24 protein-coding genes are annotated in these 20,478 nt (G+C 68.4%); 17 read left to right on the top strand and 7 right to left on the bottom strand.

All coding sequences use genetic code 11. From position 1 onward, the window contains the following. Positions 1-242: 242 nt before the first annotated feature. The 3 genes from MTY59_RS03425 (at position 243) to MTY59_RS03415 (ending at position 3,851) form a co-directional block, all read left to right on the top strand. A complete protein-coding gene (locus tag MTY59_RS03425; protein WP_221044428.1) occupies positions 243-1,133 on the top strand; it encodes a formylglycine-generating enzyme family protein in 891 nt (296 codons plus the stop codon). Positions 1,134-1,385: 252 nt separating this feature from the next. Further along, positions 1,386-2,321, top strand: coding sequence for a DUF4436 domain-containing protein (locus MTY59_RS03420; RefSeq protein WP_221044427.1), 936 nt, complete (start codon positions 1,386-1,388; stop codon positions 2,319-2,321). 36 nt (positions 2,322-2,357) lie between these two features. Next, positions 2,358-3,851, top strand: a complete 1,494-nt coding sequence (locus MTY59_RS03415) for an HNH endonuclease signature motif containing protein (protein ID WP_221044426.1) — start codon at positions 2,358-2,360, stop codon at positions 3,849-3,851. A 15-nt stretch (positions 3,852-3,866) separates the two neighbouring features. Here the strand turns inward: MTY59_RS03415 and MTY59_RS03410 are convergent, their stop codons facing one another. Further along, positions 3,867-5,177, bottom strand: coding sequence for an adenylate/guanylate cyclase domain-containing protein (locus MTY59_RS03410; protein WP_221044425.1), 1,311 nt, complete (start codon positions 5,175-5,177; stop codon positions 3,867-3,869). 328 nt (positions 5,178-5,505) lie between these two features. Here MTY59_RS03410 and rplN point away from each other — a divergent pair, with 328 nt between their 5' ends. The 10 genes from rplN to rplO all read left to right on the top strand — a co-directional run bounded on the left by rplN (position 5,506) and on the right by rplO (position 9,736). Continuing rightward, a complete protein-coding gene (rplN, locus tag MTY59_RS03405) occupies positions 5,506-5,874 on the top strand; it encodes a 50S ribosomal protein L14 (RefSeq protein WP_003403649.1) in 369 nt (122 codons plus the stop codon). Next, the gene (gene rplX, locus MTY59_RS03400; protein WP_076106799.1) at positions 5,875-6,192 is read left to right on the top strand and encodes a 50S ribosomal protein L24; all 318 of its coding nucleotides are present in this window, start codon (positions 5,875-5,877) and stop codon (positions 6,190-6,192) included. After that, entirely contained in the window at positions 6,192-6,755 is a 564-nt protein-coding gene (gene rplE, locus MTY59_RS03395; protein ID WP_064950238.1) for a 50S ribosomal protein L5, read from the top strand. Before rplX ends, rplE begins: the two co-directional genes overlap by 1 nt. 4 nt (positions 6,756-6,759) lie before the next feature. Beyond that, positions 6,760-6,945, top strand: coding sequence for a type Z 30S ribosomal protein S14 (locus MTY59_RS03390; RefSeq protein WP_007167851.1), 186 nt, complete (start codon positions 6,760-6,762; stop codon positions 6,943-6,945). Positions 6,946-7,030: 85 nt separating this feature from the next. After that, positions 7,031-7,429 carry a 30S ribosomal protein S8 gene (rpsH, locus tag MTY59_RS03385; protein ID WP_221044424.1) on the top strand — a complete coding sequence of 133 codons (399 nt, stop codon included), beginning with the start codon at positions 7,031-7,033 and terminating at the stop codon, positions 7,427-7,429. A gap of 23 nt (positions 7,430-7,452) precedes the next feature. After that, positions 7,453-7,992, top strand: coding sequence for a 50S ribosomal protein L6 (gene rplF / locus MTY59_RS03380; protein WP_221044423.1), 540 nt, complete (start codon positions 7,453-7,455; stop codon positions 7,990-7,992). 41 nt (positions 7,993-8,033) lie between these two features. Continuing rightward, positions 8,034-8,402, top strand: coding sequence for a 50S ribosomal protein L18 (gene rplR, locus MTY59_RS03375; RefSeq protein WP_221046242.1), 369 nt, complete (start codon positions 8,034-8,036; stop codon positions 8,400-8,402). 37 nt (positions 8,403-8,439) lie between these two features. Next, a complete protein-coding gene (gene rpsE / locus MTY59_RS03370; RefSeq protein ID WP_221044422.1) occupies positions 8,440-9,114 on the top strand; it encodes a 30S ribosomal protein S5 in 675 nt (224 codons plus the stop codon). Continuing rightward, positions 9,111-9,296: a 50S ribosomal protein L30 gene (gene rpmD, locus MTY59_RS03365; protein WP_221044421.1), complete on the top strand. Its 186-nt coding sequence runs from the start codon at positions 9,111-9,113 to the stop codon at positions 9,294-9,296. The genes rpsE and rpmD overlap by 4 nt, the downstream gene beginning before the upstream one ends. Continuing rightward, positions 9,293-9,736, top strand: a complete 444-nt coding sequence (gene rplO / locus MTY59_RS03360; RefSeq protein WP_064950241.1) for a 50S ribosomal protein L15 — start codon at positions 9,293-9,295, stop codon at positions 9,734-9,736. Before rpmD ends, rplO begins: the two co-directional genes overlap by 4 nt. Here the strand turns inward: rplO and MTY59_RS03355 are convergent, their stop codons facing one another. Continuing rightward, positions 9,737-10,663 carry an LLM class flavin-dependent oxidoreductase gene (locus MTY59_RS03355; protein ID WP_221044420.1) on the bottom strand — a complete coding sequence of 309 codons (927 nt, stop codon included), beginning with the start codon at positions 10,661-10,663 and terminating at the stop codon, positions 9,737-9,739. It lies immediately after the preceding gene. Positions 10,664-10,701: 38 nt separating this feature from the next. On the opposite strand from MTY59_RS03355, the gene sppA reads away from it, so the two are divergent. Continuing rightward, complete coding sequence (gene sppA, locus MTY59_RS03350) at positions 10,702-12,477, top strand: signal peptide peptidase SppA (protein ID WP_221044419.1); 1,776 nt, start codon at positions 10,702-10,704, stop codon at positions 12,475-12,477. Positions 12,478-12,528: 51 nt separating this feature from the next. On the opposite strand, the gene MTY59_RS03345 is transcribed toward sppA, so the two are convergent. The 3 genes from MTY59_RS03345 to MTY59_RS03335 are packed head-to-tail and all read right to left on the bottom strand — an operon-like array spanning position 12,529 to position 15,337. After that, complete coding sequence (locus MTY59_RS03345; protein WP_221044418.1) at positions 12,529-13,443, bottom strand: class I SAM-dependent methyltransferase; 915 nt, start codon at positions 13,441-13,443, stop codon at positions 12,529-12,531. 20 nt (positions 13,444-13,463) lie between these two features. Continuing rightward, positions 13,464-14,378 (bottom strand): class I SAM-dependent methyltransferase, encoded by a 915-nt coding sequence (locus MTY59_RS03340; protein ID WP_221044417.1) that lies wholly within the window; start codon positions 14,376-14,378, stop codon positions 13,464-13,466. A gap of 11 nt (positions 14,379-14,389) precedes the next feature. Beyond that, on the bottom strand, positions 14,390-15,337 hold the full coding sequence (locus MTY59_RS03335; protein WP_221044416.1) for a class I SAM-dependent methyltransferase: 948 nt from the start codon (positions 15,335-15,337) through the stop codon (positions 14,390-14,392). Between the two features lie 121 nt (positions 15,338-15,458). Between MTY59_RS03335 and MTY59_RS03330 the strand changes: the two genes are divergently transcribed. Then, entirely contained in the window at positions 15,459-16,223 is a 765-nt protein-coding gene (locus MTY59_RS03330; protein WP_221046241.1) for an SDR family NAD(P)-dependent oxidoreductase, read from the top strand. Beyond that, positions 16,220-17,470, top strand: a complete 1,251-nt coding sequence (locus MTY59_RS03325) for a zinc-dependent alcohol dehydrogenase (protein ID WP_221044415.1) — start codon at positions 16,220-16,222, stop codon at positions 17,468-17,470. Before MTY59_RS03330 ends, MTY59_RS03325 begins: the two co-directional genes overlap by 4 nt. On the opposite strand, the gene MTY59_RS03320 is transcribed toward MTY59_RS03325, so the two are convergent. After that, entirely contained in the window at positions 17,449-18,102 is a 654-nt protein-coding gene (locus MTY59_RS03320) for an L-fuculose-phosphate aldolase (RefSeq protein ID WP_221044414.1), read from the bottom strand. The genes MTY59_RS03325 and MTY59_RS03320 overlap by 22 nt on opposite strands. After that, positions 18,099-19,079 (bottom strand): NAD(P)-dependent oxidoreductase, encoded by a 981-nt coding sequence (locus tag MTY59_RS03315; RefSeq protein WP_221044413.1) that lies wholly within the window; start codon positions 19,077-19,079, stop codon positions 18,099-18,101. The genes MTY59_RS03320 and MTY59_RS03315 overlap by 4 nt, the downstream gene beginning before the upstream one ends. Before the next feature lie 30 nt (positions 19,080-19,109). Here MTY59_RS03315 and MTY59_RS03310 point away from each other — a divergent pair, with 30 nt between their 5' ends. Continuing rightward, the gene (locus MTY59_RS03310) at positions 19,110-20,471 is read left to right on the top strand and encodes a xylulokinase (RefSeq protein WP_221044412.1); all 1,362 of its coding nucleotides are present in this window, start codon (positions 19,110-19,112) and stop codon (positions 20,469-20,471) included. Positions 20,472-20,478: the final 7 nt, after the last annotated feature.

Raw genomic sequence — 20,478 nt, 5'->3', positions numbered from 1 at the left:
AAGCGTGAGGATTTATTCAACTTCTCGCGCGCGAGAGTGCGTTCGCTAGCATCCGTCTTCCAGTTGCTCGAATCCACACGGCGGTGTTCACCGATGGCCCATCCAGCGCCCCCTCGCCACCGCGCCCGGCGCCCTCGGAGCAACTACCCGCAGGCGGCCACGTCCGATCGGCGCAAACGGCGCAGGGGCTTCACCGCGGCCGGTACCGACAAACGGATTGAGCCGCGTCATAGCCTGAAGGGGTGCGCAGCGAGCTGGTCGACCTTCCGGGCGGGTCATTCCGCATGGGGTCGACCAGCTTCTACCCCGAAGAGGCACCGATCCACACCGTGACGGTGGGCCCGATAGCGGTGGAACGCCATCCGGTAACCAACGCGCAGTTCGCCGAATTCGTCGACGCCACCGGGTATGTGACGGTGGCCGAGCAGCCGATCGACCCGGCGCTGTACCCGGGGGCGAACGCGGACGATTTGTTTCCGGGCGCAATGGTTTTCCGGCCGACACCCGGGCCGGTCGACCTGCGCGACTGGCGGCAGTGGTGGCAGTGGGTGCCGGGGGCGAGCTGGCGTCATCCGTTCGGGCCCGACAGCGACGTCGCGGACCGCGGCGATCATCCGGTGGTGCAGGTGGCTTATCCGGACGCGGCGGCCTATGCGCGCTGGGCCGGGCGGCGGCTGCCGACCGAGGCCGAGTGGGAGTACGCGGCCCGGGCCGGGTCCACGACGACGTACCCGTGGGGTGACGAGGCCACGAGCGGTGGGCGGTTGATGGCCAATACCTGGCAGGGCAGCTTCCCGTACCGCAATGACGGCGCGCTCGGCTGGGTGGGAACGTCGCCCGTCGGCACGTTCGGCCCGAACGCTTTTGGGCTCGTCGACATGATCGGCAATGTGTGGGAGTGGACGGCCACCGAGTTCGCCGCGCACCACCGGCTCGAGGAGCCGCCCAAGTCGTGCTGCACCCCGTCGGGTCCGGCCGATCCGTCCGTCAATCAGACGTTGAAGGGCGGCAGCCACCTGTGTGCGCCGGAGTATTGCCACCGCTACCGTCCGGCGGCCCGGTCACCGCAATCGCAAGACTCCGCGACGACACACATCGGGTTTCGCTGCGTGGTGGACTCGTCGTCGGCGTAGCAAATCCTTAGCACCGTGCCGGGGGGTTGCGCACCGGGCGTGGCAGCCGCTGAAGTTAACGGTGCGTGTCCGGTGGGTGTCGGGCTCCTGTTATGTTTCTGGACAGGGGATTTCGCCGCGCATCAGGTTCCGTCATTCGCTAACATCTGACGACGTGTCACCCCGCCGCAGCCCGATGTCGTCAGCGGTGCCGGCCTGGTCCCAGCAAGCCTTGCGGTCTGCGTGGCCCACCATTGCTCGCGGCGACGGCCGATGACCACGGAGGCTCCGACCCCCGTCGCGCCGGCTCCGGCGCCGGCCGCGAAGAAGAAGCGCGAGGCTCCGCGGATCGCGATCGGCGTGTGCATTCTCGCGGCGGTGATCACCGTCTATGTCCTGTCGCTTTTCGGTGTGCATTTCCTGCAGCGGTCGGAGGGGCCGCTGCCCCCACTGGACCTGAGCCAGGGCGGCGGCGACGCCACGATCGTGCAGCTACGCCTCGAAGAGTTGAAGCCCGTCGCCAACCGCCTGTCCGTCGAGGTGCTCGCCTATCCCGGAGTTGCCCAGTACGACAACCGTTTTGACGTGCTGGCCAACGACGTCGCGGTACGCCTATATCCCACAAGCGATCTGGGCGATCTGCAGTACCCGAAGGGCAAGGCGCCGGCCCAGCTCAGCACCACCATCGAGGCGCACGGGGACCCCGGCAACTGGCCGTTTGACTCCTACCGGACCGAGCCGATCGCTGCCGACGCGTTCGTCGGGACAGGTGACAACCGCAAGAAGGTGCCCGCCCGCGTCGAGGTGACCGGCGCGCTGGACGGCTGGGAGATCAGCGTCAACCGGGTGCATGACCCGAGCGCGCTGCCCACCTCCCGCGCGACCGACAACGGCAACGTGGTGATCACGCTGAAGCGCGCCAAGGGACCGCTGATTTTCGACCTCGGGATCTGCCTGGTGCTGATCAGCCTGCCCACCCTGGCCCTGCTGGTCGCCATCCCGATGGCGATGGGCAGAAGGAAATTCCTGCCGCCGTTCGCCACCTGGTACGCCGCAAACCTGTTCGCGATCGTCCCGCTGCGCAACATCCTGCCCGGGGCGCCGCCGCCCGGTTCGTGGATCGATCAGGCGATCGTGCAGTGGGTGCTCATCGCGCTGGTGGCGGCCATGAGCTTGTACATCGTGGCTTGGATCCGGCAGGGCGACTGACCGTACTTGTCGGACCCCAATGGCATGATCGAACGTATGTTCGAAGACGTGGTCGCCCGGTTCGACGAGCTGTTCGAGCGGCACCATCCGTCGGCGACTTCGGAGTCGGCCGTGCTGTTGGAGCGGATCGGTGCGTTCTCGCGCGTCGAGAACCGGGCGGCGGCCAAGCAGTTGGCTGCGATCGGGGAGTTGTTTTCTTACCGGCTTTCGCGCTGTTCGGAATGTGAGGAGTGGGCGGTCGACACCGAGGCGGCGGTGAGCGCGGAAGTGGCCGCGCAGTTGCGGATCGGTCAGGGGTTGGCCGCCAGCCGACTGCGGTATGCCCGGGCCATGCGGGAACGTCTGCCGAAGGTGGGTGAGGTCTTCAAGGCCGGGGATATCGACTACCGGATGTTTCAAACCATCGTGTTCCGAACCGATTTGATCACCGATCCCGACGTGCTCGCGAGGGTTGATGAGCAGGCGGCGGTCAATGTGGTGCGCTGGCCGTCGATGACCCAGGGCCGGCTGGGCGCGCAGGTCGACAAAATTGTGGCCCGCGCCGACGCCGATGCTGTCCGGCGACGGCTGCAACTCCAGTCCGACCGCGCCGTCTGGATCGGCGAAGTGTACGACGGCGTGGCCGAGCTCAGCGGCAGCCTGCTTGGTCCCGATGCCCACGCTTTGGAGAAGCGGTTAGAGGCGTTGGCGGCCACGGTGTGTCAGCACGACCCGCGCAGCCGCGACCAGCGCCGCGCCGATGCGTTGGGCGCGCTGGCTGCCGGTGCGGACCGGTTGGGGTGCCGGTGCGGGCGATCGGATTGCGCCGCGGGGAAACGGCGTGCGGCCAGCCCCGTCGTGATCCATGTGATCGCCGAGCAGACGAGTCTCGTCGGTGTGGGTGCCGCACCGGCTTCAGAGGTGGGCGCCGACGGACTCATCGCCCCCGAACTCGTCGCCGAGTTGGCCGCGGCGGCCAAGCTTTCGCCGCTGGTACATCCCGGTGATGCCGCCGCCGAGCATGGCTACGTGCCCTCGAAGGCGCTGGCCGATTTCGTGCGGTGTCGGGATCTGACCTGCCGGTGGCCCGGTTGCGACCGCCCTGCGACCGACTGCGATCTCGACCACACGATCCCGTATGCCGACGGCGGCCGGACGCATGCGTCAAACCTCAAGTGCTACTGCCGTACTCATCATCTGGTCAAAACCTTCTGGGGGTGGCGCGACCAGCAACTGCCCGACGGGACACTGATCTTGACCTCGCCTGCCGGACATACCTATGTCACCACCCCGGGCAGCGCACTGCTGTTTCCCCAACTGTGCGTCCCGACGGGAGACATTCCTGCGCCCGCCCCGCCAAGACCCGACCGTTGTGCCGAACGGACCGCGATGATGCCCCGACGCACGCGCACCCGCGCCCAAAACCGGGCCGCACGCATCGCCACCGAGCGCAAGCACAATCGCGAGGCACGGCAACTGAAACGGCGAGACCGCGACGCCGCCTACGTCGGTCCCGCACCCCCCGGCGACGACGAGCCACCGCCATTCTGACTGCGCGGCAACGGCTTACGACGAGGCGACGGCGAAAAGATGCCAGTCGCCAGGCACACCCTTGAGCTGGTGAGCGCCACGCTCCTCGAACTCAAGTCCTGACCCGATCACGAGGTCGCGCAGCGTGCTGGAGACCAGCACGTCGTCCGGTCCGGCCAGGGCGCTCACGCGCGCGCCGATGTGCACGCCGATCCCGCCGATGTCATCGCCGCGGACCTCGCACTCGCCGGTGTGCAGGCCGGCGCGCACCTGGATGCCGAGTGCTTGTACCGCGTCGCGAATTGCCATGGCGCAGCGGATGGCTCGCTGGGGACCGTCGAACATCGCAAGGAACCCGTCACCCGACGTGTTCACCTCGCGGCCGCGGAAGCGAGCGAGCTGCGCGCGCACGACGGCGTCGTGCGCATCGAGCAGCGCGCGCCAGTCGCGGTCGCCGATCGCCGCGGCTCGTCGAGTCGAGTTCACGATGTCGGTGAACAACACGGTGGCCAGAACCCGGTCATCGGCCACCTCAGCCTGCTCGCCGGTGAGGAACTTGGCGATCTCCTGGAAGGACTCCCGCCACGGTTCGACGACGTGGTAAAAGTTGCGCCCTGGCAGCTCAACGAATCTCGCGCCCTCTATGAGATCGGCGACTTCCTTGCCCTTCTCCGGCGGAAGGAGCGGATCGTCGCGGTAATGGACGACCAGGGTAGGCACGCGGACGGTCGGAAGAATTGCCTGCGCGCTCGCCTCGGAGATGAGCGGCAACATGAGTTCAACCGTCCGCGGGCTCGCCGCCAGGCGCTCGTGCAGCGCCCACGCGGCCCGGATCTCCTCGTTCCACGGCATGTCCGGATTGAGCATGCGTTCCACTTCGCCGGTTCCCCACAGGGCCGGGGCCGCGTCGCCGAGTTCCTGCATCGCATCCGTGCGGTCTGACGCGTCAGCCGTGCTCTCGACCAAGACAAGCGCGGTTGTGCGAGATGGATGCGTGGCCGCGAACAGCGCCGCCGTCGAGTTTGCGCCGGCGTACGTGACCAGCGCTGCTTCAGGGATCGCGAGAGCGTCGAGCACCGCAGTGATGCTGTCGGCCCATTGCTCCAAGGTCGGCAGTGCGCCCGGCTCGACGGGATCGGACGCACCGGTGCCCGGTTGGTCGAAGAGGATGAGCCGCCCGAGCGAAGCCATCGCCTCGAACCACCCCCGAGTCGACGGCAGCTCCGGAAATACTTCACAGTTCGTGAACCAGTTCGGCACGACCACGATGTCGCGCTCACCTTCAGCCGACGCCCGATAGGCGACGCGCAAGTTCCCGTTCATTGCATAACGCGTCTCCGAGAACATTGCGGAAGTCTAGTTCTCAGCGAGCGGGGCAGCAGACGTTTGCGCAGTTCAAGAGGGCTCCGCTGACGTGTTTTATGTCGATTCGACGCCATCATCTGACGACGACGTGCCCCATCGCGATCGCCTTCGCGCAGAATTTGGCTCTGAGCTGGTCGTCCCCTAGACTCTAGGGGTTGCCTTGGGCAGACCTCGGCCGGTGCGAATCGGCCCCGCGTGCCCTTCGGTGACAAAGACCGCGCACGTCAGGTTTTTGGTGGGTCATGCCCGCCGAATGCCCACTCCGGTGGGTTCTCCTGCCGTGCACACGCAACCCAGGTCAGGAGATCGAGTGATTCAGCAGGAATCGCGACTGAAGGTCGCCGACAACACCGGCGCCAAGGAGATCTTGTGCATCCGTGTGCTCGGCGGTTCGTCGCGACGCTACGCCGGCATCGGTGATGTCATCGTCGCCACCGTCAAGGACGCCATCCCCGGCGGCAACGTCAAGCGTGGGGATGTCGTCAAGGCGGTCGTGGTGCGCACGGTCAAGGAGCGCCGCCGTCCCGACGGCAGCTACATCAAGTTCGACGAGAACGCCGCGGTGATCATCAAGCCCGACAACGACCCGCGCGGGACGCGCATCTTCGGGCCGGTGGGCCGCGAACTGCGCGAGAAGCGGTTCATGAAGATCATCTCGCTGGCCCCGGAGGTTTTGTAAATGAAGGTCAAGAAGGACGACACCGTCCTGGTGATCGCCGGTAAGGACAAGGGCGCCAAAGGCAAGGTGCTGAAGGTCTACCCGGACCGCGACCGGGTGCTCGTCGAGGGCGTCAACGCGATCAAGAAGCACACCGCGGTTTCGACCAACCAGCGCGGCGCGCAGTCGGGCGGCATCGTCACCCAAGAAGCGCCGATTCACATCTCCAACGTGATGGTGGTCGACTCGGACGGTAAGCCCACCCGGGTCGGTTACCGAGTCGACGAGGAGACCGGCAAGCGGGTTCGTATCTCCAAGCGCAACGGCAAGGACATCTGATGAGTACTGCAGAAAAAGTTCAGCCGCGCCTGAAAGAGCGCTACCGCAGCGAGATTCGCGATTCGCTGCAGCAGCAGTTCGGCTACGCCAACGTCATGCAGATCCCGACGGTGACCAAGGTCGTCGTCAACATGGGTGTCGGCGATGCGGCGCGGGACGCGAAACTGATCAACGGCGCGGTCAACGACCTGGGCCTGATCACCGGGCAGCGCCCCGAGATCCGTCGCGCGCGCAAGTCCATCGCGCAGTTCAAGCTGCGTGAGGGCATGCCGATCGGTGCGCGGGTCACCCTGCGCGGCGACCGGATGTGGGAGTTCCTGGACCGGCTCACCTCGATCGCGCTGCCCCGTATCCGCGACTTCCGCGGGCTTTCGCCCAAGCAGTTCGACGGTGTCGGCAACTACACCTTCGGTCTCGCCGAGCAGTCGGTGTTCCACGAGATCGACGTGGACAAGATCGACCGGGTCCGCGGCATGGACATCAACGTCGTCACCTCGGCGACGAATGACGACGAAGGACGAGCGCTGTTGCGGGCCCTCGGCTTTCCGTTCAAGGAGAACTGAGTAGATGGCAAAGAAGGCACTGGTCAACAAGGCCGCACGCAAGCCGAAGTTCGCGGTGCGCGGCTACACCCGTTGCAACAGGTGCGGCCGCCCGCGCGCGGTCTTCCGCAAATTCGGCCTCTGCCGGATCTGCCTGCGCGAGATGGCGCACGCGGGCGAACTGCCCGGCGTGCAGAAGAGCAGCTGGTAACAGCCCGAACCCCCAAGACCAACCCAAAAAAGGTGCGCGACAGGCCCGGACCGGGAACCACCGCGAGGAAGGTACCAACGCTGTCATGACGATGACGGACCCGATCGCAGACTTCTTGACACGTCTGCGCAACGCCAATTCGGCGTATCACGACGAGGTGATGTTGCCGCACTCGAAGCTGAAGGCAAACATCGCCCAGATCCTCAAGAGCGAGGGCTACATCACCGACTACCGGACCGAGGATGCTCGGGTCGGCAAGTCGCTGATCGTTCAGCTCAAGTACGGGCCGAGCCGGGAGCGAAGCATCGCCGGCCTGCGCCGCGTGTCCAAGCCCGGTCTGCGGGTGTACGCGAAATCCACCAATCTGCCGCGCGTGCTCGGTGGCCTGGGTGTGGCGATCATCTCCACCTCCTCGGGCCTTTTGACCGACCGCCAGGCAGCCCGACAGGGCGTGGGCGGCGAAGTCCTCGCGTACGTCTGGTAAGGGCGGGGAGGTAACGAAAGACTATGTCTCGCATTGGTAAGCAGCCGGTTCCGGTCCCGTCTGGAGTCGACGTGACGATCGATGGTCAGAAGGTGTCGGTGAAGGGGCCCAAGGGCGTCCTGGATCTGACGGTGGCCGAGCCGATCACCGTGTCGCGCAACGACGATGGCGCGATCGTGGTGGCCCGTCCGAACGACGAGCGGCGCAACCGCTCGTTGCACGGACTGTCGCGCACCCTGGTGTCCAACCTGGTCACCGGCGTGACGCAGGGCTACACCACCAAGATGGAGATCTTCGGCGTCGGTTACCGGGTGCAGCTCAAGGGCGCCAACCTCGAGTTCGCGCTGGGCTACAGCCACCCCGTGGTGATCGAGGCTCCGGACGGCATCACGTTCGCCGTCCAGTCGCCGACGAAGTTCACCATCACCGGGATCGACAAGCAGAAGGTCGGCCAGATCTCGGCGAACATCCGCCGCCTGCGCCGCCCCGACCCGTACAAGGGCAAGGGCGTGCGCTACGAGGGTGAGCAGATCCGCCGCAAGGTCGGAAAGACAGGTAAGTAATCATGGCGCAAACAAAAGCTGACACCGCCACGCGAAAGCCGTTGGGGCAGAGCGTTTCCGCGACTCGGCGCGTCTCTCGGCTGCGTAGGCACGCACGTCTGCGCAAGAAGATCGCCGGCAGCCCGGAGCGTCCGCGGCTGGTGATCAACCGGTCCTCGCGACACATTCACGTGCAGCTGGTCAACGACGAGAACGGGACCACGGTGGCCGCCGCGTCGTCCATCGAGGACGACGTGCGCAGCCTGCAGGGCGACAAGAAAGCCCGCAGCGTGCGGGTGGGCCAGCTGATCGCCGAGCGCGCCAAGGCCGCCGGCATCGACAGCGTGGTCTTCGACCGTGGCGGATACACCTACGGCGGACGGATCGCGGCGCTGGCCGATGCCGCTCGCGAGAACGGATTGCAATTCTGATGGACAAGAGCTTGAACACGACTGGAAGGACCGCATAATGGCGGAGCAGCCGACCGGCGGACAAGGCGCCGGCGACAGCCGTGACTCGCGCGGTGACCGCGACAGCCGCGGTCGTCGTGGCGACGGCGGTCGTGGAGGCCGCGACCGCGACGGCGACAAGAGCAACTACCTGGAGCGGGTTGTCGCGATCAACCGTGTCTCCAAGGTGGTCAAGGGTGGTCGGCGATTCAGCTTCACCGCGTTGGTGATCGTCGGCGACGGCAACGGCATGGTCGGTGTCGGCTACGGCAAGGCCAAGGAAGTTCCCGCGGCCATCGCCAAGGGCGTCGAGGAGGCCCGCAAGGGCTTCTTCCGGGTGCCGCTGATCCGCGGGACCATCACGCATCCGGTGCAGGGTGAGGCGGCCGCCGGCGTGGTGCTGCTGCGCCCGGCCAGCCCCGGTACCGGTGTGATCGCCGGTGGCGCCGCCCGTGCGGTGCTGGAATGCGCCGGCGTGCACGACATCCTGGCCAAGTCGCTGGGTAGCGACAACGCGATCAACGTGGTGCACGCGACCGTCGCCGCGCTCAAGCTGCTGCAGCGCCCCGAGGAGGTGGCCGCTCGCCGCGGCCTGCCCATCGAGGACGTTGCGCCGGCCGGAATGCTCAAGGCGCGCCGCGAAAGTGACGCGATGGCCAGTGCGGCGGCACGAGAGGCAACGGCACAACCATGAGTAGTCAACTGAAGATCACCCAGGTGCGCAGCACCATCGGGGCCCGCTGGAAGCAGCGCGAGTCCCTGCGCACCCTGGGTCTGCGGAAGATTCGCCAGTCGGTGGTTCGCGAGGACAATCCACAGACCCGCGGACTGATCGCGGCGGTGAGCCACCTGGTTGAGGTGGAGGAGACCAAATGACGATCAAGCTGCACGACCTCAAGCCGGCACGCGGCTCGAAGACCGCCCGCACCCGGGTCGGTCGCGGTGAGGGCTCGAAGGGTAAGACCGCCGGGCGCGGTACCAAGGGCACCAAGGCACGCAAGAACGTGCCGGCGACCTTCGAGGGTGGCCAGATGCCGATCCACATGCGGCTGCCCAAGCTCAAGGGCTTCCGCAACCGGTTCCGCACCGAGTACGAGATCGTCAACGTCGGCGACCTGAATCGGCTTTTCCCGCAGGGCGGTTCCATCGGCGTGGACGAGCTGGTGGCCAAGGGTGCGGTTCGCCGCAACTCGCTGGTCAAGGTCCTCGGCGACGGCAAGCTGACGGTCAAGGTCGAGGTGACCGCGCACAAGTTCAGCGGCAGCGCCCGCGAGAAGATTACCGCCGCAGGCGGTTCGGCGACCGAACTGTCCTAGCTAATCCAGCTGCGGAATCACTTCTGCGGCAAGGCGTTCCATCTGCTCGTGGTTTTCGGCGGCATCGGTGCCGACGGGGTTCAACAGCACCATCTGCGCTCCGGCGTCGATGACCTCACGCAACCCGCGCGCCACGTCGTCGGGTGTGCCGGACACCGGTACGTCCTGCACACCGGGCATCTTTCCGTAGATGCGGTCCAGCCCGGCGAGCACACGCTCCCGGGCTTTGGTCGCGTCGTCGTCGACCATCAGGTACACCCGTTTGCCGATGGTGAAATTCGCGGGGTCCTTCTGCTGTTCGTCGAGTTCGCGGCGCACGACGGTCACGGCCTCGGCGAACGCCTCGGTGGTCGACGACCCGGCGCCCAAGAACGAGTCGCCGTGCCGCACCGCGCGGGCCAGCGCCTTGGGTGCGAGGCCCCCGAACCAGATCGGCGGATGCGGCCGCTGCATCGGCTTGGGCTGGATCGGCAGGTCGTCGACGTCGCGGAACCGGCCGTGAAACGTCACCCGCGGCTCGTCGGACCACGCCGCCTTCATCAGCTCCAGGCCCTCGGTGAAATACGAGATGAAGGTGTCCTTGTCCACACCGAAGGCCGCGAATTGCCGCCTGCCGCCCCCGGGTGCGACACCGATGTCAAGGCCCCCGTGGCTGAGCCGGTCGACGGCGGTGGCGGCCGAGGCCAACTGCAGCGGATCGTGCAACGACGTGACCAGGACCCCGACGCCCAGGCGCAGCCGCTCGGTGCAGGCCGCGCAGTACGCCAGCAGCTCCAGCGGCGCCAGCAGCGGTGCGGGCCCGATGATTTGCTCGAGCAGCCAGCCGCCCTCGAACCGGAGCTCCTCGGCGCGCGCGAGAAATGCGCGCAACCCGGCGCCGTCGAAGCCGTCGTAGTCGAACTGCGGGATCGCGATGGAAAACCTCACCCGACCACCGTACGGCCGCGCATCGGTAGTCTGCAGACATGTTCGCTTTCCTGCCTTCGATCCCCGGCGTCGGCGAGGTTCGGGCCCTCGCCGGCCGGGTCGACACCGCCCGCCATCACGGGGTGCCCAATGGCTGCGTGCTCGAATTGGACCTCCGCTCGATGCCGCCGGAGACGTCGGGCTTCGATCCGCTGGCGATCATCACCGGGGGCAGCCGGTCGGTCGCGCTGCGCGACATGGTCGCCGCCATCTACCGGGCGGCCGAGGACCCGCGGGTGGCCGGGCTGATCGCCCGGGTTCAACTCAGCGCGTCGCCGTCGGCCGCGGTGCAGGAGCTGCGCGAGGCCATCGTCGCGTTCACCGCCGTCAAGCCGTCACTGGCCTGGGCCGAGACCTACCCGGGCACGTTGTCGTACTACCTGGCTTCGGCGTTCGGAGAGGTCTGGATGCAGCCCGCCGGAAGCGTCGGGCTGATCGGCTTCGCCAGCAATGCCACCTTCCTGCGTGACGCGTTCGACAAGGCCGGCATCGAAGCCCAATTCGTCGCGCGCGGCGAATACAAGTCGGCCGCAAACCGTTTCACCGAATACGGCTTCACCGAGGCCCACCGCGAGGCCGTCACCCGGATGCTGGAAAGCCTGCAGGAGCAGGTGTGGGAGGCCGTGGCGGACTCGCGCAAACTCGACGCCGGTGTGCTCGACGGGCTGGCCGACCGGGCCCCGCTGTTGCGCGAGGAGGCCGTGTCGTCGGGACTGGTCGACCGGATCGGATTCCGGGACGAAGCCTATGACTACATCGCGGAACTGGTTGGTGTGCAAGATGTTTCCGAGGAGAACACGCCACCGCGGCTGTACCTGTCGCGTTATGCCGGCGCGGCCCGGCCCCGACTGACCCCGCCGGTGCCCTCGGTTCCCGGACGCCGCCCCAAGCCGAAGGTGGCCGTCATCAACATCGACGGCACGATCGTCGACGGACGTGGCGGACCGCAGTTTTTGCCGTTCGGCGCCTCCACCGTCGGCAGCGACACCATTGCCCCGGCGTTGCGGGAGGCCGCCGCCGACGAATCGGTGTCCGCGATCGTGCTCCGAGTGAACAGCCCCGGCGGCTCGGTGACCGCGTCCGAAACCCTCTGGCGCGAAGTGAAAAGGGCTCGCAAGCAAGGCAAGCCGGTGGTGGCGTCGATGGGTGCGGTCGCCGCGTCCGGCGGCTACTACATCGCGGTGGCCGCCGACGCGATCGTGGCCAGCCCCGCGACGATCACCGGTTCGATCGGCGTGATCACCGGCAAGCTGGTGATTCGCGATCTGCTGGAGCGCCTCGGCGTCGGGCTGGATAGCGTGCGCACCAACGCTAACGCCGATGCCTGGTCGATCGAGACGCCCTTCACCCCGGAGCAGCGCGCCCACCGGGAGGCCGAGGCCGACCTGGTGTACGCCGACTTCCTGGAGCGCGTCGCCGACGGCCGCAACCTGACCACCGAGGCCGTCGATCGCGTTGCCCGGGGCCGGGTGTGGACCGGCGCCGACGCGCGCGAGCGCGGGCTGGTCGACGAACTGGGCGGCTTCCGCACCGCGCTGCGCCGCGCGAAAATCCTTGCCGGACTTGACGAGGACACCGACGTGCGCGTGGTGACCTACCCGGGCGGCTCGCTGCTGGACATGCTGCGGCCACGGGCCTCCTCGCAACCGGCCGCCGCGTCGGTACCCGACGCGCTGGGCGCACTGCTGGGCCGCACCATCGGCGGCATCCTGGACAACGTGGAAAGGTCCTACACCGGGGCCAGCGCGTTGTGGCCGGGGCCCTGGCGGCTCTAGCCCGATGGTGGCGACCCCCAGCGCCCGGCTACGCCGTGCTTGCGATCGCTACTAGCCCGCCAGCTTGGCGCTGATGAAGATGATCTCGCCGAGCGGGTCGTCGTTCTCCGGGGCAGGCGCCTCGATGCCGTTGCGCTCGAACAATTCGGTTCGGGTGATGCCCTCGGGTCGCCACCCGATGCTGGACAGGTAGTCGACGACGTGGTTGCGTTCGCCGGCGTAGACCAGCGACGCCATGTCGATGTCGACGCCGTGCTCCCGGAATGACCCGGTCAGCTCGCGTACCCGTTCCGCGTCGAAATCCACGATGCCGGGCACGAATTCGGTGGCGATGGTGCTGCCCGGTGCGCTGAGCGCGGTGATGTTGTCGAACAGGCGATCCTGGGCGTCGGGCGGCAGGTAGATCAGCAGACCCTCGGCCAGCCAGGCCGTCGGCGCCGTCGTGTCGAATCCCGCCGCCTTCAGCGCGGCGGGCCAGTCCGCACGCAGATCGATGGGGATGGTGCGCCGCGACGCTGTCGGCTCGGCGCCGACATCGGCCAGGGTGTTGCTCTTGAACTCGATCACGCGCGGCTGGTCGATCTCGTAGACCACCGTGCCGGCCGGCCAGGGCAGCCGGAAGGCGCGCGAGTCCAGCCCGGAGGCCAGGATCACCACCTGACGCACACCGCCGCCGGTGGAGTCGATGAAGTAGTCATCAAAGTACTTGGTGCGCACGGCCATTCCGTTGACCATCGACTGGATGCGCACCGGCGAGGCATTCTCGATCGCGTCCACGTCGAGGTCGCCGTCCATCATCTTGGTGAAGAAGTCCACCCCGACCGCGCGCACCAGCGGCTCGGCGAACGGATCGTTGATCAAACCGCGGGGATCCTTGGTCGCCATCGCACGCCCGGCCGCGACCATGGTCGCGGTCGCGCCGACGCTGGACGCCAGATCCCACTCATCATCGTGAGTGCGTGACATAGTCGAACCCTAACGGAGCGTCACCTGAGGGTGGCGGCGACGTAGCTCATCTCACCGAAGGTGGCCGCCATCTCGTCCTCGGGAAATTCGAAACCGTTGCGGACGTACAACTCCCGGGCGGGAGACGGCGTCACCTGCCAGCCGTTACGGGTCAGGTAGTCGACCACGACGCTGCGCTCACCTCGGTAGAACAGGTCGGCCGCGTTGAGGTTGAATCCGAAGCGCTGCCAGCGTTCGGAGATGCGCGCCAAGCGCTCGTCGGAGAACGCGTTGGGGTCGGGCACGTGTTCGGTCGCCAACCGGCTGCCCGGGGCGCTGAGCGCGGTGATGTTGTCGAACAGCCGGTCCTGGGCCTCGGGCGGCAGATAGGGCAGCAGCCCTTCGGCGCTCCACGCGGTCGGCTGGGAGACGTCAAATCCGCCCTCGCGCAGGGCCGCCGGCCAGTCGTCGCGCAGGTCGATGCTGATGGTGCGGCGCTCGGCGGTGGGGGCGGCGCCGAGCGCGGCGAGCGTGTCGGTCTTGAAGGCGATGACCTCCGGCTGATCGATCTCGTAGACCACGGTGCCGGCCGGCCACGGCAATCGGTATGCCCTGGTGTCCAATCCGGAAGCCAGGATTACCGCCTGCCGCACACCGTCTTTGGTGGCGCCGATGAAGAAGTCGTCGAAAAACCTGGTGCGCACCGTGATCTGCTCGGCCCGCGACTTGCGGTTGAACAGCGGGTCGTCCTCGAAGTCGATCTCGCCGTCGACGATGCGGATGAACGGGTCCAGCCCGACGGCACGCACCAGCGGGTCGGCCAGCGGATCGTCAAGCAAAGCATCGGGTCCCTGCGACGCCACGGCGCGAGAGGCGGCGACCATGGTGGCCGTCGCTCCCACGCTGTGTGCCGGTCCCCAGCTGTCGCCGTCGGTGCGTCCCGCGTCGGTGGTCATCCTCCTGGCTCCTATTTCTCGCCGAGCGTGCCGCTGGTGTACAGCATCTCGCCCATGCGCATGTCGTCGTCGGTAAGGGGATCAAGTCCGTTGGCCGCGAACAGTTCTCCGATGCTGGCGCTGTTCAGTTGCCAGCCACGCTCGGCCAGGTAGGGAGCCGCCTCGTTGCGGTCACCGAAGTAGACCAGGCCCGCCATGTCCAGCTCGAAACCGTGCGCCCGCCAGCGCTCGGAGATCGTCTGCATGCGCTCCTTCATCTTCTCCTCGTCGCCGGGCTCGGGGTTGGGCGCGCTCTCGGTGGCCAACCGGCTGCCCGGCGCGCTGAGCTCGGTGATGGTGTCCAGCAGGCGATCCTGCGCCTCGGGCGGCAGGTAGCCGAGCAGGCCCTCGGCGCTCCACGCGGTCGGCTGGGCCGGATCGAACCCCGCGTTGCGCAGCGCGGTGGGCCAGTCGTCGCGCAGGTCGACAGCCACCACCCGCCGCTCGGCGGTGGGGGCGGCGCCCAGGTCGGCCAGCGATCGGGTCTTGAATTCGATGACCTGCGGTTGGTCCACCTCGTAGACCACGGTGCCGGCCGGCCACGCCAACCGGTACGGGCGGGCGTCCAGCCCGGAAGCCAGGATCACCGCCTGCTTGATGCCCGCGTTCGTCGCGTCCAGGAAGAACTCGTCGAAGAACTTGGTGCGGACCGCCATGTTGTCCGCCATCCGCGACATCGCCCCGGCCGACCCCGCACCGTCGTGAACATCGTTCAGCTCGGCGGGATCCAGCTCGCCGCTGGCCAGCCGGGAGAGCAGGTCCACGCCGACCAGTTTGACCAGCGGCTCCGCGAAGGGGTCGTTGATCAGCGGTTTGTCGGCGCGGGTGGCCATGGCGCGGGCCGCCGCGACCATGGTCGCGGTCACCCCGACGCTGGACGCCAGGTCCCAGGTGTCGCCTTCGTACCTGGTGGAAGTCATTCGTGTGCCCCTATCGGAGGTAGTCAATCTAATACTTAGCCAATATAACAAGCTTCTCCCACTGTACGCTTCCCGCGATTCGCGGCAACCTTTACTGATGGCGTACGCAACGCCCTCCGGAATGGCGGGTAAACGGGTGCTCATCACGGGTGCCTCGTCGGGATTGGGCGCGGCCCTGGCGCGACGGCTGGCCGCCCGGGGCGCGGTGGTGGGGCTGATCGCGCGCCGCCGGGATCGGCTTGGTGAGGTGCTGGCCGACTGCCGGCGCGCCTCGCCGGACTCGGCCATGTGGGTGGCCGACCTGGCCGACACGGCGGCGCTGGGTGACCTGGCGCTGCGGGCCTGGGATGCGATGGACGGCGTCGACGTGCTGGTCAACAACGCCGCGATGCCCAAGCGGCGCAGCGTCATCACGCTGGACCCGGACGAGGCCGAAGCGGTCATGCGGGTCAACTTCTTCGCCCCGATGCACCTGACGCTGGCGCTGTTGCCGCGGATGCTGGCACGCGGATCGGGCACGGTCGTCAACGTGTCGAGCGTTGGCGGCCGGCTCGGAATAATCCACGAAAGCGCCTATTGCGCGAGCAAATTCGCGCTGTGTGGATGGAGTGAGGCAATGGCCGTGGACCTGCACGACACGCCGATCTCGGTGAAGCTGATCGAGCCGGGCCCGGTCGATACGGAGATCTGGGACCACCCGGGCAGCGAGGAACCGCTCTACCGGGGACCCAAGGTGGCCGCGGACGTGGTGGCCGACGGCATCATCGCGGCCCTGGACAGTGAGCGCTTCGAGCACTACTTACCCGACATGAAGGCCGTAGTCGACGCCAAAAACGCCGACCTGGACGCGTTCATCGCCGGCGCCGCCGGGATGGCGTCGCGATGAAGGCGCTCGTCTACGGCGTGCCACCGGAGCCCTTCGAGGTGCCCGACGACGCCAACCCGTTGAGCCAGAACCTGACGCGCACCCCGACCGCCCTACGCGACCTGCCGGATCCGGAACTGCCGCAAGAGGATTGGGTGATCACCCGGCCGCGGCTGACTGGCATCTGCGGATCGGATTCCAAGCAGATCCTGTTGGACTTCGGCGAGGGCGACACCGACAATGCCATGGCCGCGTTCTGTTCGTTCCCGCAAGTCATGGGCCACGAGGTGGTCGCCGACGTGGTGGCGCTGGGCCCCGCGGCACGGGGGCTGAGTGTGGGGGAGCGGGTGGTGCTCAACCCGTGGCTGTCCTGCGGGCCGCGCGGCATCCAACCGCCTTGTCCCGCATGCGAAGCCGGCGACTACAGCCTGTGCTGGAGCTTTACCGACGGCGACATCAAGCCGGGCATCCACACCGGGGTCTCGGCCGACGTGACGGGCGGCTACGCCGAACTGATGCCGGCACACGACAGCATGCTGTTCGCCGTGCCGGACTCGATTCCCGACGAGATGGCGGTGTTCGCCGACCCGTTCTCGGTGTCGCTGCACTCGATCACCCGGCACCCGCCGCCGCGGTCGGGCACCGCGCTGGTGTACGGCGCCGGCTCGCTGGGATTGTGTGCGGTTGCGATCCTGCGGGCGCTGTATCCCGGCGTGGCCGTCGCGGTGGTGGCGCGCTTCGCCGCGCAGGCCGAGCTGGCCCGACGGTTCGGCGCCGCGAAAATCCTTGCGCACGAACCGCGTACGGCCATCATCGAGGAGCTCGTCACGTGGGGCGGTGGCCGGTTGCGCCAGCCGCTGCAGGGTCTGCCGATGGCCCACCCCGGCGCCGTCGACGTCGTCTACGACACCGTGGGCAAGCCCGAGACCTTCGAGGTCGGCGTCCGGGTCCTGCGGTCGCGAGGCACGTTGGTGAAGGCCGGCGTTCACGCCCCGGGCCGGTGGGAGGACAGCCCGCTGTACTTCAAAGAGCTCTCGTTCGTCGGCTCGAACGCCTTCGGCATCGAGGAGGTGGACGGGCAGCGCAAGCACGCCATCGCACACTACCTCGATCTGGCCGCCGCGGGCCGAATGGACCTGCGCCCCATGCTCACCCACACCTTCCGACTGGAACGGTGGCGCGACGCTTTCCACGCGCTCGCCAATCAGGGCGACAGCGGCGCGGTGAAGGTGGGCATCGACCAGCGTCAGGTGTTGGCGCGCAGGTAGCCGTAGACCGCTGCGAAGTTGCGGTTGACGTCCTCGGGGATCGGCACTGGCCCGCCGAGAGCGCGTGCGCCCCAAACTATTTGGGCTGTCCGCTCGACCAGCGCGGTAATGTGCAGAACCTTGTCCGGCCGCGGCCCCACCGCCACCAGGCCATGGTTGGCGATCAGGGCGGCGCCGCGGCCCTCGAGCGCGGAGACCGCGTTGGCGCCGACCTCCGCCGTGCCGGACGCCGCGTACTCGGTGCAGCGGACGTCGCCGCCGCAGTACACCGCGAACTCGTCAATGCACGCCGGGATCGATTCGTGGGCGATGGCGAACATGGTCGCCCACACCGGATGGCTGTGGATGACGCTGCCGACGTCGTCGAAGGCCCGGTAGCAGGCCAGGTGCAGCTGCATCTCCGACGACGGAGAGCGGCCCTCGGCCGCCCGCAGCACCGAGCCGTCCGCGTCGACGAGCACCAGATCGTCGAGCTGCATGTCGCGGTAGTCCACCGACGACGGGGTGACGACGACGTTGCCGTCGGCCCGCCGCGCCGAGATGTTGCCCGCCGTCCCCTCCACCAGGCCGCGGCGCAGCATGTCCTTGGCGGCGTCCAGCACCGCGGTCTCCGGGTTGTCGACGAACTTCATGACCCCAGCACCTCCGGGTTGACGATGTGAGCGGGCGCGTTGCCGGCCAGCAGCGCCTCGAGATCGTCGGCCACCATCTGCGCCTGCCGCGCCTCGGTGTCGAAGGTGGCGCCCCCGATGTGCGGCGTCAGCACGACGTTTCGCATCCCCACCAACGGGTGGTCGACAGGCAGCCTTTCGCCGGCGAAGTGGTCCAGGCCCGCGGCGCCCACCTTGCCCGCGACCAGGGCGTCGACCAGGGCGTCGGTGTCGTGCAGCTGGGCGCGGGCGGTGTTGAGGAACACCACGCCGTCGCGCATGGCCGCGAACTCCCGCACGCCGATCATGCCGACCGTGTCGTCGGTGACCGGGGCGTGCAGTGAGACCACGTCGGCCTGGCTCAGCAGCTCGTCGAGGCTGTGCTGCGCGTCGGGGTTGTAGGGGTCGTGCGCGATGACCCGCAGCCCCAGCCCGGATAACCGCCACCGCGTCGCGCGGCCGACGGCGCCAAGCCCCACCAGCCCGGCCGTGAGTCCTGCGATCTCGGCGGCGCGGAACCGCTGATACGGGATGCTGCCGTCGCGAAAGATGTTGCCGCTGCGCACATCCGCGTCCGCGGTCAGCACGTGACGGGTGGCGGCGAGCAGCAGGGCCACCGTCATCTCAGCGACCGCATCGGCGTTGCGGGCCGGGGTGTTCAGCACCGGGATGCCGGCCGCGGTGGCCCCCGCGATGTCGACGTTGTTGGGGTCACCGCGGGTGGACGCGATCACCCGCACGCCCTGCTCGAACACCGGGCCGCGCACCGAATCGCCTTCCACCACCACGATTTCGGCGGCTTCGCCGGCGATCCGCTCGGCCAGCTGCTCGGGACCGTAGATGCGCAGCGGGGTCTGCTCGATCCAGGGGTCGTACACGACGTCGGCCAGCTCTCGCAGTTTGGCGAAGCCCGGCCCCCGCATCGGGGCGGTCACCAACGCGCGTGGTTTGGACGTCACGAGTGCCAATGCTGGCGTACGGTGACGCCCGTGTCACGCAAAGACGTCACAATCGGCATCGACGTCGGCAGCACCGCGGTCAAGGCGATATCCGCCGACGCCGACGGCAACGTGACGGCCCGCGTGCGCATCCCCCATGAGCTGCGGGTACCTGCGCCCGACCGGCTGGAGCACGACGCCGAGGCGGCGTGGCGGCGTGGGCCGTCGGCCGCCCTGAACGAACTGATCCACCAGCCCGGCATCGCCGCGGCGGCCGTCTCGGCGATGGTGCCGTCGATGACCGCCGTCGACGACACCGGTGCACCCATCACGCCGGGACTGCTCTACGGGGACGTCCGGGGCCGCACGCCCGGCGGCGACGCGCAGCCGCTGCCCGCCCTGGGCGAGGCCGCGGAGTTCTTGCGCTGGACGGCCGAGCAGGCTCCGGGCGCCGCCGGCTACTGGCCCGCGCCGGCGGTGGCCAACCACGCGCTGTCGGGTCAGGCGGCGATCGACATCGCGACCGCCGCCACCGCGTTCCCCCTGTTCGACGGGACCGGCTGGAATCCCGAGGCGTGCGCCGAACGCGGCGCGGCCGTCGAGCAGCTGCCGCGGGTGGAGAGCATGGGAGCCGTTGTCGGGCAGTTGCGCGGCACCGATGCCGCGCTGGCCACCGGCGCCATCGACGCGCTGTGCGAACAGATCGTGGCCGGCGCCGACCGCGACGGCGACGTGCTGGTGATGTGCGGCACCACGCTGATCGTGTGGACCACCATCGCCGAGGCCCGCCAGATGCCCGGCCTGTGGACCATTCCGCACACCGCGCCCGGCAAGAGCCAGATCGGCGGGGCCAGCAACGCCGGCGGGCTGTTCCTGGGCTGGGTGGATCGCGTTGTGGCACCGGCGGACCCAACCACCGTCGAACCCGGGCGGGTCCCGGTGTGGGCGCCCTATCTGCGCGGCGAGCGCACGCCGTTCCACGATCGGGACTGCCGGGGCGTGCTCGAGGCGCTGGATCTGACCCACGACGCCGCCGCGCTGCGCCGCGCCGCCTATGAGGCGTCCGGGTTCGTGGTTCGCCGGCTCATCGAACTCGGCGGGGCGCCGGTGTCGCGCCTCGTGGCCACCGGCGGGGGCACCCGGGTGGCGCCGTGGCTGCAGGCCATCGCCGACGCCACCGGGCGACCGGTCGAGGTGTCCGGGGTGGCGGAAGGGGCCGCGCTGGGGGCGGCGTTCCTGGCGCGCATGGCGGTCGGCCTGGAGACGACGATCGCCGACGCCGCCCGATGGGCGCGCATCGAGCGCGTCGTCGAGCCCGATCCGGCCTGGGCGAGTGCGGTCGAGGATCGCTACCAGCGCTTCCTGGAGCTGGGAAACCGCAGATGTAGCGCGGTCGCACCACCGGCGTTCTAGGCTGGTG

It is taken from the genome of Mycobacterium senriense (assembly GCF_019668465.1).
Classification (GTDB): Bacteria; Actinomycetota; Actinomycetes; order Mycobacteriales; family Mycobacteriaceae; genus Mycobacterium; species Mycobacterium senriense.
The sequence above is the reverse complement of the archived record's forward strand: the minus strand, read 5'-3'. Positions and strand labels throughout refer to the sequence as shown.

What these genes read in the sequence shown, in the direction of transcription:
- MTY59_RS03330 (WP_221046241.1), top strand. Translation starts at nt 15,459, where the DNA reads ATGGCGGGTAAACGGGTGCTCATCACGGGTGCCTCGTCGGGATTGGGC.
- MTY59_RS03320 (WP_221044414.1), bottom strand. Translation starts at nt 18,102, where the DNA reads ATGAAGTTCGTCGACAACCCGGAGACCGCGGTGCTGGACGCCGCCAAG.
- MTY59_RS03390 (WP_007167851.1), top strand. Translation starts at nt 6,760, where the DNA reads ATGGCAAAGAAGGCACTGGTCAACAAGGCCGCACGCAAGCCGAAGTTC.
- MTY59_RS03420 (WP_221044427.1), top strand. Translation starts at nt 1,386, where the DNA reads ATGACCACGGAGGCTCCGACCCCCGTCGCGCCGGCTCCGGCGCCGGCC.
- rplE (WP_064950238.1), top strand. Translation starts at nt 6,192, where the DNA reads ATGAGTACTGCAGAAAAAGTTCAGCCGCGCCTGAAAGAGCGCTACCGC.
- rplX (WP_076106799.1), top strand. Translation starts at nt 5,875, where the DNA reads ATGAAGGTCAAGAAGGACGACACCGTCCTGGTGATCGCCGGTAAGGAC.
- MTY59_RS03325 (WP_221044415.1), top strand. Translation starts at nt 16,220, where the DNA reads ATGAAGGCGCTCGTCTACGGCGTGCCACCGGAGCCCTTCGAGGTGCCC.
- rpsH (WP_221044424.1), top strand. Translation starts at nt 7,031, where the DNA reads ATGACGATGACGGACCCGATCGCAGACTTCTTGACACGTCTGCGCAAC.
- MTY59_RS03345 (WP_221044418.1), bottom strand. Translation starts at nt 13,443, where the DNA reads ATGTCACGCACTCACGATGATGAGTGGGATCTGGCGTCCAGCGTCGGC.
- rpmD (WP_221044421.1), top strand. Translation starts at nt 9,111, where the DNA reads ATGAGTAGTCAACTGAAGATCACCCAGGTGCGCAGCACCATCGGGGCC.
- sppA (WP_221044419.1), top strand. Translation starts at nt 10,702, where the DNA reads ATGTTCGCTTTCCTGCCTTCGATCCCCGGCGTCGGCGAGGTTCGGGCC.
- rplF (WP_221044423.1), top strand. Translation starts at nt 7,453, where the DNA reads ATGTCTCGCATTGGTAAGCAGCCGGTTCCGGTCCCGTCTGGAGTCGAC.
- MTY59_RS03335 (WP_221044416.1), bottom strand. Translation starts at nt 15,337, where the DNA reads ATGACTTCCACCAGGTACGAAGGCGACACCTGGGACCTGGCGTCCAGC.
- rplO (WP_064950241.1), top strand. Translation starts at nt 9,293, where the DNA reads ATGACGATCAAGCTGCACGACCTCAAGCCGGCACGCGGCTCGAAGACC.
- MTY59_RS03410 (WP_221044425.1), bottom strand. Translation starts at nt 5,177, where the DNA reads ATGTTCTCGGAGACGCGTTATGCAATGAACGGGAACTTGCGCGTCGCC.
- MTY59_RS03340 (WP_221044417.1), bottom strand. Translation starts at nt 14,378, where the DNA reads ATGACCACCGACGCGGGACGCACCGACGGCGACAGCTGGGGACCGGCA.
- rpsE (WP_221044422.1), top strand. Translation starts at nt 8,440, where the DNA reads ATGGCGGAGCAGCCGACCGGCGGACAAGGCGCCGGCGACAGCCGTGAC.
- MTY59_RS03415 (WP_221044426.1), top strand. Translation starts at nt 2,358, where the DNA reads ATGTTCGAAGACGTGGTCGCCCGGTTCGACGAGCTGTTCGAGCGGCAC.